The organism is Peribacillus sp. (genome assembly GCF_059453735.1).
Map to the genome: position 1 here is coordinate 20,421 of NZ_JAZVJO010000364.1, position 9,273 is coordinate 29,693.

The following is a 9,273-nucleotide window of genomic DNA, read 5'->3' on the forward strand; positions in this document are numbered from 1 at the left end:
TCAGTAAATTTGTGGTTACCTGTCAATTAATAAAGGATTTCCGAGAATCATCCAGAATTTGTATGTAAAGATAGCTATAAGGAGGTGCTTATATGGATTTTTCGTTTATACATGCAGCAGATATCCATTTGGATAGTCCGTTAAGAGGATTGGAGCAGTATGATGGTGCACCTGTAGAAAAGATTCGGAATGCCACACGGGAAGCGTTTGTAAATTTGGTTGATGCAGCAGTTAGTCGTAAGGCGGCCTTTGTACTCCTAGCGGGAGATTTGTATGACGGGGACTGGAGGGATTACAATACCGGTTTGTTTTTTGTGAGTCAAATGTCCATTCTACAGCAACATAATATTCCGGTTTTCTTAATACGCGGGAATCATGATGCTGCAAGTCAAATTTCAAAGCAGTTGAAATTACCAGGTAATGTTTATGAGCTGTCATCAAAGAAACCGGAAACCGTTTTAATGGATAACCTGAAGACTGCAATACATGGGCAAAGTTATTCAACACGTGCCGTGACAGACAATATGGCTCTGCAGTATCCGCCTCCCGTTGATACGTTTTTTAATGTCGGCTTATTACATACATCAGCGTCAGGCAGGGAAGGGCATGAGCGTTACGCTCCTTGTTCTGTGAGGGATCTAGAGGCCTGTGGTTATGATTACTGGGCGCTGGGCCATGTCCATCAGAGAGAGCAGCTATCAGAGAATCCGTACATTCTTTTTCCTGGGAATATTCAAGGAAGGCATATTAAAGAAACGGGCAGTAAAGGCTGTTCTTATGTGACAGTAAGTGATGGAGAAATTGATACTGTTGAACATATTGAGCTTGATGTTCTCCGATGGGAGATGTGTGAAGTAGATGCTGGCAGTGAGGTAGCAGACGTACACGGCTTACTTGAAAAAGCACGTATGGCCTTAGAATCAGTGTTTGAAAAAGCGGATGGCCGCTTTTTAGCAGTCAGATTTAAGATTACTGGAGTAAGCGTTATTCATCATCAACTCCTTACAGACACAGAACATGTAATTAATAATCTACGCGCTCTCGCACTTGAAGTTGGCCAGGGAGATATCTGGTTAGAAAAAGTGAAAATCGAAACGTCCGGGTTGACGAGTTTAGAAGAGCTTAGGAGTGAGCATACCCCGCTCGCCGGTATCCTTGATTATTTACGTGAGATTCAAGAAGATGATGTCGTCATTTCAGAATTATTGGATGAATTTACGGAGCTGCAAAACAAACTGCCTTATGAATTACGGCAGATGGAACGCGGAGTTGACTATACGAATCCATTTTTGTTAAAACAGCGGTTCCAAGAAGTTGAAGATGTCATTATTACATACTTAACGAAGGAGGAGTCTAGATGAGATTTGATTACATTTACTTGAAAGCGTTTGGACATTTTACCGACTATAGGTTGTCCTTTGATGCAAGTAAAAATTTTCATCTTGCCTATGGACTGAATGAAGCTGGGAAAAGTACGATTCTTTCTTCTGTAACCGATTTACTTTATGGGTTTCCAAAAACTACGCCTTATTCTTTTAAACATGATAATAAACAGTTGCGAATCGAAGGACAGCTACGTCATATAAATGGTGATAAGCTGCGGTTTGTGAGGCGTAAAGGAACCAAAAATACGCTTCTCGATATCAATGATTCGCCGTTATCAGAACAAAAAATTCAGCAGTTTATGAATCATCTTTCAAGACAGCAATTTACACATATGTTTGCTCTCGATCATGTTCGAATTCGTGAAGGCGGAAACAGATTGCTGGAAAGCGGTGGGCATGCAGGGGAAGGGTTGTTTTCAGCAGCATCAGGAATGAATAGGATTCGAGAAGTATTGGATGAGGTCGACAAAAAAACAGACAGTATGTTTAAGAAAGGGAGATCAGGAACGCCAATCATTAATAGTCTCGTTAAAAAAGAGCAGGAATTAATTAGAATCATTGCTGAAAGTCAGATGCGAGTGAAAGATTGGAAAGAAATCGAGAATAAGTATCAGGAAAGTGAACAGCGTCTGCAAGAAATTCTAAATAAAAGTAAAAAATTAGAACTCAAGCAGCGGAAGCTCCGGCGTCAAAAATTAATTTTGCCGCAAGTTGCTAAGCACCAGGAATATAAAGAGAAGATGGGTGAGTTGGGGAAAGTACCAGAGTTGCCGGTTGATAGTCATAATCAATTTCAAGAAAATAAACAAACGTTTTTGCGTGCACAAAAAGATAAAATAAGGGCAGAAGAACAGTTAAAACATCTTAATAGCGAACTAGCTGCAATTCAGATCCATGCATTTATTTTGGAGAAGGGGCCGATAATCGAATCGTTATATAAGAATGTATTAACCTACGAGAATCATTTAGAAAGTAAACCTAGTTTAAAGAAAGAAAAACAGCGCTGGGAGTACCAAGCTTTACAGATAGCCCAAAATATTGATCGCTCCATCACCCTTCTAGAAACAATCGATACACTTCGAATTCCTGCAGAAACTAAACACACCATTATTGAGCTCTCTAAACAAAAACCATTATTAGATCAAGCCTTTTATGTGGCTGTAAAAGAAGAAAATACGCTGGCAATCGAAATTGATGAATTAAGAAAAGAACAGTTGAGTTTGGTTGAAGTTCAAGATTTAGATGATTTGGAAAGTATCCTTGAACAGGTGAAGCGAGAAGTCAGGATTGAAGAAGAGCTTAAACAACTAGTTTCAGAGAGTCAAAGGCAAGAAGCGTTACTTGAATTCATGATAAGGACTTTGCCTCTATGGACAAAGAATAGAGAGGCTCTGTTAGAACAAAAATTCCCGATGAATGAAAGTATTAAAAAGTATGTCCTCTTATTTCGTGATTTCGCTGATTCCATAGCACGATTCAATAAATCTATAGAAGAGGAACAAAGAAAAATGGAGGAGGATATTCGCCATATTCGAGATCTGGAACGAATGGAGGATATTCCTACTGAGACAGAGCTTCATGGAATGCGTGAGCATCGAGATTATGGATGGGAAATGATTCGTTCTAAGTTATCTCAAACAGAAGATGCAGAAAAGATAGCAGTCTTTACGAATGGCAGGTCTCTTGAACATGTATTTGAAAAAGCGATGTATAAAGCAGATAAGGCCTCAGATCAGATGCGCGTTCAAGCAGAAAAGGTGGGCGAAAAAAATAAGCGGCTCGGCGATATTGAAAACAGTAAAAGAAAAATAGAAGAGTATATATGCAATCAAGAAAAGGTAAGGATGGAATGGGAATTCTGTAGAAAGGAATGGGAAAACAGCTGGGCCCAGACAGGGATTTCCCCATTAGAACCAGAGGAAATGATCGAGTGGGTTAATAAACTACAACAAATTAATGAATCGAGTATTCGTTATACGGAGATATTGTCTGATATTCAACAGAAAGAAGAGAAACTTAATCATTTAAAGCAGACGCTAACAGAGATACTTGAAAAATTAGAGGTAACAGCCAAAAAAGACACGTTATTGGACCTTCTTAATCGTTCGGTTTCAACGATAAAAGCGCTGCAAGTGATGAAAACAAAAAGAGAAAATAACGCTATTCAATTAAAACATATCCAAAAAAAACGCTTAGAAAAAGAAGTAGAAAAAGAGAGGATTCAGCTTAAGTTAAGGCAATGGAACGATAGTTGGAAACAGAATATACAAGGTTTGTTTACTAAACCTGATGCCTCTGTAGCTGTAGTGATTCAATTACTTGAGCTAGTAGACCATTGTTTATCAGCATATACAAAAATGAAAGATACCGAAAAAGAACTGAACGAAGTAAATCTTAGTATGGACCAATTTAGAAACGAAGCAGAAATTCTCATCAATCATTATTTTAGACATCTCCAATCCATGCCTATTCATCTGGCCGTGAGCCAATTACATCGTGAACTAATAGACGCTCAAAAAAACCAAAGTACTGCAATGGCACTGGAAAATCAGGCTAAACAATTTATTGATAGAATTCAAGAATATAAAGAAGAGATGGAGGGTGCTGCTGATAAACAGGAAGAATTGAGAAAACTGGCGGGGTGTAAGGAAGAGGAACTGGGACAAGTTATTTCTAATTTCTATGAAAAACGTCAATATCAATTGAAATTGGTGGAAATAGAAGAAAAGTTACTTAGTGATGGAGAAGGTATGACCCTTGTACAGCTTTTCGAAGAATGCGTGTTAGACCTTGATCGTATATCCGTAGAACTAAAGCATATTGAGGAAGAATTGCAATTTTTAGATGATGAAAAAATTTCAGTTAGTAAAGGGCATGGAGTCATCCAGAAAGAATATGAAGAAAAAATTACCGGACATAATATGACGGCTTTACTTGCTGGACAAAAGAAAGAGAGTATTGTCTCCCGTATAGAATTTTATGCTGATCAATATTATCTCCTTAAGATGGCGTCGATGCTTTTAAAAAGGGGCATAGAATATTATCGTGAAATGAACCAAAGTCCCATTTTAATAAGTGCAGGCCAGATCTTTGCAAAAGTTACGCTGAATAAATATCGAGACGTGACGGTTGATTATAATGAAAAGGATGAGCCGATTTTAGTAGGCATTCGAGAGGATGGAGAAAGAGTCTCGGTTGAAGGGATGAGTGATGGTACGAAGGATCAATTATACTTGGCTCTCCGACTGGCAAGTATTGAAAAATATGTTCAGGAAAATGAACCTATTCCTTTCATAGTTGACGATATACTTATTCATTTTGATGATGAACGGGCAAAAGAAACCTTAAAGGTACTGTTAGATTTGTCAAAGAAAACACAAGTTATATTCTTCACTCATCATTCCAGGTTGATTGAGTTAATGAAGGATATAGCTAGTGAGGATCAATTCCAACTTGAACAACTTACAAATTTAGCGAGCGTTAAGTGAAATTTTTTTATCGAATCCGTCGAAGGTAACTAGTATGAATGGTAATTAATTGGTAAAATATGAATACCCAACTTTGATGTCGGCATAGAATATAACCTGTCAGGAGGAGTGAAAATGGAACAAAAAAAAGTTCATTTATTTCCGTATCAGGTGAAAACTGTCGAACTTGTAACAACTGAAGTGCCAAGCGGAGTCGAATTGATTCAGGCTCCAAACGTGTGGAATAAATCAAAAGGAAAAGGTATTACAGTAGCCATTCTCGACACAGGCTGTGATATAACCCACCCAGATTTGAAAAATCGGATTATCGGCGGTCGGAATTTCACTGATGATGATCATTCCAATCCTGAGATGTTTGTCGACTATAATGGACATGGTACACATGTGGCAGGGACGATTGCGGCTGAAAAGAATGATGTTGGTGTGGCAGGAGTCGCTCCTGAAGCTGATTTATTAATTTTGAAGGTTTTGGACAAAAATGGTTCCGGCCAATACGAATGGATTATAAATGGAATCAATTATGCGGTGGAACAAAAGGTAGATATCATTTCAATGAGTCTTGGAGGGTCTGAGGATGTTCCTGAGCTGCATCAAGCAATTCAACAGGCCATTTCTAAACAGATTCTTGTCGTGTGTGCAGCAGGTAATGATGGCGACGGAGATGATACTACAGATGAAATGGGCTACCCCGGCTGTTACAACGAAGTAATCAGTGTTGGGGCAATTGATTTAGAGCGACGGTCTTCACCTTTTACTAATTCCAATAATGAAGTGGACCTGGTAGCTCCAGGTGAGGAGATTCTCTCAACCTATCTAAATGGACAGTATGCTAAACTGAGTGGTACGTCAATGGCGACACCTCACGTATCTGGCGCGCTTGCGCTAATTAAAGTAATGGTAAACGAGAGCTTTGGACGTACACTGACTGAGCCGGAGCTCTATTCACAATTGATTAGAAGAACGATTCCGCTGGGGAATTCCCCGAAGCTTGAAGGCAATGGGTTGTTATATCTTACAACGGTAGACTATTTAGAAGAAGTCCTAAGTAAGAAAATGAAAGAGCAGTTAAGTATATGATGAATGACCTTTTACATGAACTTGCCCAGGAACGTGAGTGGTGCAAAGCTGAGCTAAAGGCAGTTTTGAATCGTGAGTATTATAATGAACGTACCGACTTAGAACAAAAAAATGCCTATTACCGTATGATTTCTTTTAAGGATAGTTATCTATCTTCACGAATAAGAAAGCTTTTAGAAGAAACACATCTTCAAAAATTAAGCTATACCCCGCATCGATATTTATATCCCTGGGTTGATCTACAGGAAGATCGAACGCTTAAAAGTTTGTACTCGGGGAAAAGGATGGATCCTCTCGATGTGATTGAAGCGGATATTCGGAAATTAGAGCAAGAAGCTCAGCAGGGACAATTAGGGACGTCACTTTTAAACTGTGAACATGTGGTCCCACAATCCTGGTTTCACAAGAAAGATCCGATGAAAGGAGATCTTCATCACCTTTTTGCCTGTGACCCTGGATGTAATAGCATCCGCGGTAACCATCCATATGATGACTTTTTAGATTATATTCCAGAGCGGTTGATTCTTGGTATAAAGGATGGATGTGGGAAAAATGAGGGTGGAAAGTTTGAGCCTGAATACGGAAAAGGAATCGTGGCTCGGTCCACCCTCTATTTTTTACTGCGCTACCCGCAAACCATATCGCACGAACTGGTGAATAGCTCTCTTTTACTAGAATGGCATCAAAGGTTTCCGGTATCACGCTATGAACTGCACCGAAATCAAGCCATTCAGGAGCTGCAAGGAAATCGTAATCCTTTTATTGATTTTCCTGATTCTGCACGGTCAATGATTCTATAAATAGAGGAAAAACTTGAGAAAACCCGAAATTTCGGTATTTCTCAAGTTTTTTTGTTATTTTAAAAGAACATAGAATGTAAAATCGTCCGCTGGTTTGATACAATTAGTAGTATGAGTATAATAAAGGAATGATAATTTTGAAAAAGCTTAGCTGGATGATTTCAGGAATTGGTGCCTTGTTGATTGCTGGAGGACTGCTTTATCCTCTGGACATGATTACAAAAAATACATTTATTTATATGCTGCTTGGCGGTTCAGTCACTATGTTTATCGCATCAATGATTAGAGCCTATGCGATAATGAAAGACAAATAAAAAAGTTGTACCTGTAAAAACAGGTACAACTTTTCAGACTGTAGACAAACTCGGGTGAGATTTAAAATCGAGATGTTGATTTCCATTCCAGGCGCTTCGCTTTCCGCGGGCGGGCGGTGAGCCGCATCAATGCTCACGCTCCTGCGGGGTCTCACCTGTCCCGCTGTTCCCGCAGGAGTCTTCACGCCTTCCATTTCAATCAACCGTCTTTCTATAGTTAATCTGGACCTTGTGATTAAAAGGGCTATCCTAGAACCGGAGGACACAAGTGATTTAAAAAGTGGATACTATGTCAATAAAGAACTATAAAATAACAGTAAGCCTATTAAAACCATGATTTGCTTCGATAAGCAGGAAAACATCCATGAAATATGTTCAAAATACCAAAAGAGGTTCGGAATGAAACCATTCCGAACCCCTTTTGTCTACAAACTGAAACCGCTTGGAGAAATCCAAGCGGTTTTTAAATAAGGCATCTAATCGCTTAGTTTTTCTCAAGCGTACCTTTAACGAGTACGGGTGGTGTATCTCGTTTGTATATTTTCTGTAATAAAATGGTCTGGATAATCATAAACAGGCCTCCAATTGACCAGTATAGCGGAAGTGCTGCTGGAGCAGAAAATGAAATGAATAAAATCATCGCGGGCGAAATATAACTCATCATTTTCATCGTTGCTTGCTGTTCAGCAGGCATTTGACGCATTGATACTACGGATTGGAAATAATAGATCACGCCGGCAATGATGGCCATAATATGATCTGCCTGACCGAGGTTAAACCATAGAAAGCTGTGAGTTGCAATTTCGTGCGAGCCTTTTATGGCATAATAAAAGCCCATCAAAATCGGCATTTGAATTAATATGGGCAGGCAGCCCATATTCAAAGGGTTAACGTTATGCTTCTTATAAAGCGACATCATTTCCATTTGAAGCTCTTGTTGTTTAGCTTTATCTTTGGTTTTTTTAATTTTGTCTTGAATAGCGGTTAATTCTGGTTTTAATCCGTCCATCTTTCCCTTCATCAACGTCTGTGTCTTATATTGCTTCATAGTTAAAGGGAATAGGACAAAACGAATGATTAAAGTCATCAAGATGATACTTAACCCATAGTTCCCACTGAAAAGGTCAGCGTTAAAGTCGAGCATGACCGTCATCGGATGAACTAAAAATGTGTGAAAGAAACCATCATTCTCTCCGGAAGCTTGGCATCCGGTTAAAACGAAGGGTATACCAATTAGTAAAAGTAATAAAAATTTGTTTTTCAAAATTATTCCTCCTCAGATTGTTAGATACCTTTGTATCAATCTGAGGATTCGATGGACCATCTGAATCGTCTGGAGATTCTTTTCTGCAAATATATGTGTAAAAACGTTTCACTCCAAAGTGATACGTTTCCCCTGAAACCTTTATGGCAATCTTTCTTTTATGCTCTAAGAAAGCTGCATCTCGTTTGTTAAATGCTACTCCACTGTTGGTGTCAAAGAAATAGACAGCGACTGGAAGAACCAGGGCTAGCAAATACCCCGCCCAGAGTGCATTTCGGAGCGTAAGTAGATCGAGTTCTAGTAAAAATTCCATAAGTAGAAACCCCATTTATTTTAAAATGTACATATACACTATAACAAATGTAGAAAAAAGGTAAATATATAGTTCTCATTTTCCATAAAATAATTTACTTGCAATCACAAAAATTAGTTTAGTAAATTTCATTATTTTTTCCATTTATACTGGTATTTAATCATAAAAAAAATTAAAGTGTCTAATTTTTAATGAAATAGACATGATGCTTTAATAAAAATAGCAAGTCTAGGCATTCACATAGAACCAGTTGAGAGCATATGGATAGAGGAGGCTTATAATAAGAGGTGATAGATCATGTACAATCCGTATAAACAGGATACGAATGATTTAAATCAACAGACAATGTACGATTCTTACGGAACCAATTATGAGATTAATCCCGATTATTCCAGACAAAAAACGATGCCGGGTGGACCAGGCGGTGGACCAGGGCAAGGCGGACCTGGTTACCAAGTCGGAGGCCAAGCGGTCTTAGGAAGACAAATAAGGCAGTCAACTCCTTGGCTCACAGAACGACATGGCTACGATCCGACTTGGAACCAATTATGAGATTAATCCCGATTATTCCAGACAAAAAACGATGCCGGGTGGACCAGGCGGTGGACCAGGGCAAGGCGGACCTGGTTACC

The 9,273-nt window shown here is 38.9% G+C and carries 8 protein-coding genes; 6 read left to right on the plus strand and 2 right to left on the minus strand.

Annotated features, from left to right (window positions below):
- Nucleotides 1–92: 92 nt before the first annotated feature.
- From AC52RT_RS11750 to AC52RT_RS11770, 5 genes are all read left to right on the plus strand, one after another.
- Nucleotides 93–1,361, plus strand: a complete 1,269-nt coding sequence (locus AC52RT_RS11750) for a metallophosphoesterase family protein (protein ID WP_495540914.1) — start codon at nucleotides 93–95, stop codon at nucleotides 1,359–1,361.
- On the plus strand, nucleotides 1,358–4,873 hold the full coding sequence (locus AC52RT_RS11755; protein WP_495540915.1) for an AAA family ATPase: 3,516 nt from the start codon (nucleotides 1,358–1,360) through the stop codon (nucleotides 4,871–4,873). Before AC52RT_RS11750 ends, AC52RT_RS11755 begins: the two co-directional genes overlap by 4 nt.
- A gap of 114 nt (nucleotides 4,874–4,987) precedes the next feature.
- Nucleotides 4,988–5,950, plus strand: coding sequence for a S8 family peptidase (locus AC52RT_RS11760; protein ID WP_495540916.1), 963 nt, complete (start codon nucleotides 4,988–4,990; stop codon nucleotides 5,948–5,950).
- On the plus strand, nucleotides 5,947–6,750 hold the full coding sequence (locus AC52RT_RS11765; RefSeq protein ID WP_495540917.1) for an endonuclease I family protein: 804 nt from the start codon (nucleotides 5,947–5,949) through the stop codon (nucleotides 6,748–6,750). The genes AC52RT_RS11760 and AC52RT_RS11765 overlap by 4 nt, the downstream gene beginning before the upstream one ends.
- A gap of 137 nt (nucleotides 6,751–6,887) precedes the next feature.
- On the plus strand, nucleotides 6,888–7,064 hold the full coding sequence (locus AC52RT_RS11770) for a hypothetical protein (RefSeq protein ID WP_495540918.1): 177 nt from the start codon (nucleotides 6,888–6,890) through the stop codon (nucleotides 7,062–7,064).
- A gap of 484 nt (nucleotides 7,065–7,548) precedes the next feature.
- Here the strand turns inward: AC52RT_RS11770 and yidC are convergent, their stop codons facing one another.
- Nucleotides 7,549–8,328 carry a membrane protein insertase YidC gene (gene yidC, locus AC52RT_RS11775; RefSeq protein WP_495540919.1) on the minus strand — a complete coding sequence of 260 codons (780 nt, stop codon included), beginning with the start codon at nucleotides 8,326–8,328 and terminating at the stop codon, nucleotides 7,549–7,551.
- Nucleotides 8,249–8,641, minus strand: coding sequence for a hypothetical protein (locus AC52RT_RS11780; RefSeq protein ID WP_495540920.1), 393 nt, complete (start codon nucleotides 8,639–8,641; stop codon nucleotides 8,249–8,251). Before AC52RT_RS11780 ends, yidC begins: the two co-directional genes overlap by 80 nt.
- Before the next feature lie 297 nt (nucleotides 8,642–8,938).
- Between AC52RT_RS11780 and AC52RT_RS11785 the strand changes: the two genes are divergently transcribed.
- A complete protein-coding gene (locus AC52RT_RS11785) occupies nucleotides 8,939–9,193 on the plus strand; it encodes a hypothetical protein (protein WP_495540921.1) in 255 nt (84 codons plus the stop codon).
- Nucleotides 9,194–9,273 lie beyond the last annotated feature (80 nt).

Bases quoted from the DNA above. Each gene is read 5' to 3' on its own strand.
- AC52RT_RS11750 (WP_495540914.1), top strand. From the start codon at position 93: ATGGATTTTTCGTTTATACATGCAGCAGATATCCATTTGGATAGTCCG.
- AC52RT_RS11755 (WP_495540915.1), top strand. From the start codon at position 1,358: ATGAGATTTGATTACATTTACTTGAAAGCGTTTGGACATTTTACCGAC.
- AC52RT_RS11760 (WP_495540916.1), top strand. From the start codon at position 4,988: ATGGAACAAAAAAAAGTTCATTTATTTCCGTATCAGGTGAAAACTGTC.
- AC52RT_RS11765 (WP_495540917.1), top strand. From the start codon at position 5,947: ATGATGAATGACCTTTTACATGAACTTGCCCAGGAACGTGAGTGGTGC.
- AC52RT_RS11780 (WP_495540920.1), bottom strand. From the start codon at position 8,641: ATGGAATTTTTACTAGAACTCGATCTACTTACGCTCCGAAATGCACTC.
- AC52RT_RS11785 (WP_495540921.1), top strand. From the start codon at position 8,939: ATGTACAATCCGTATAAACAGGATACGAATGATTTAAATCAACAGACA.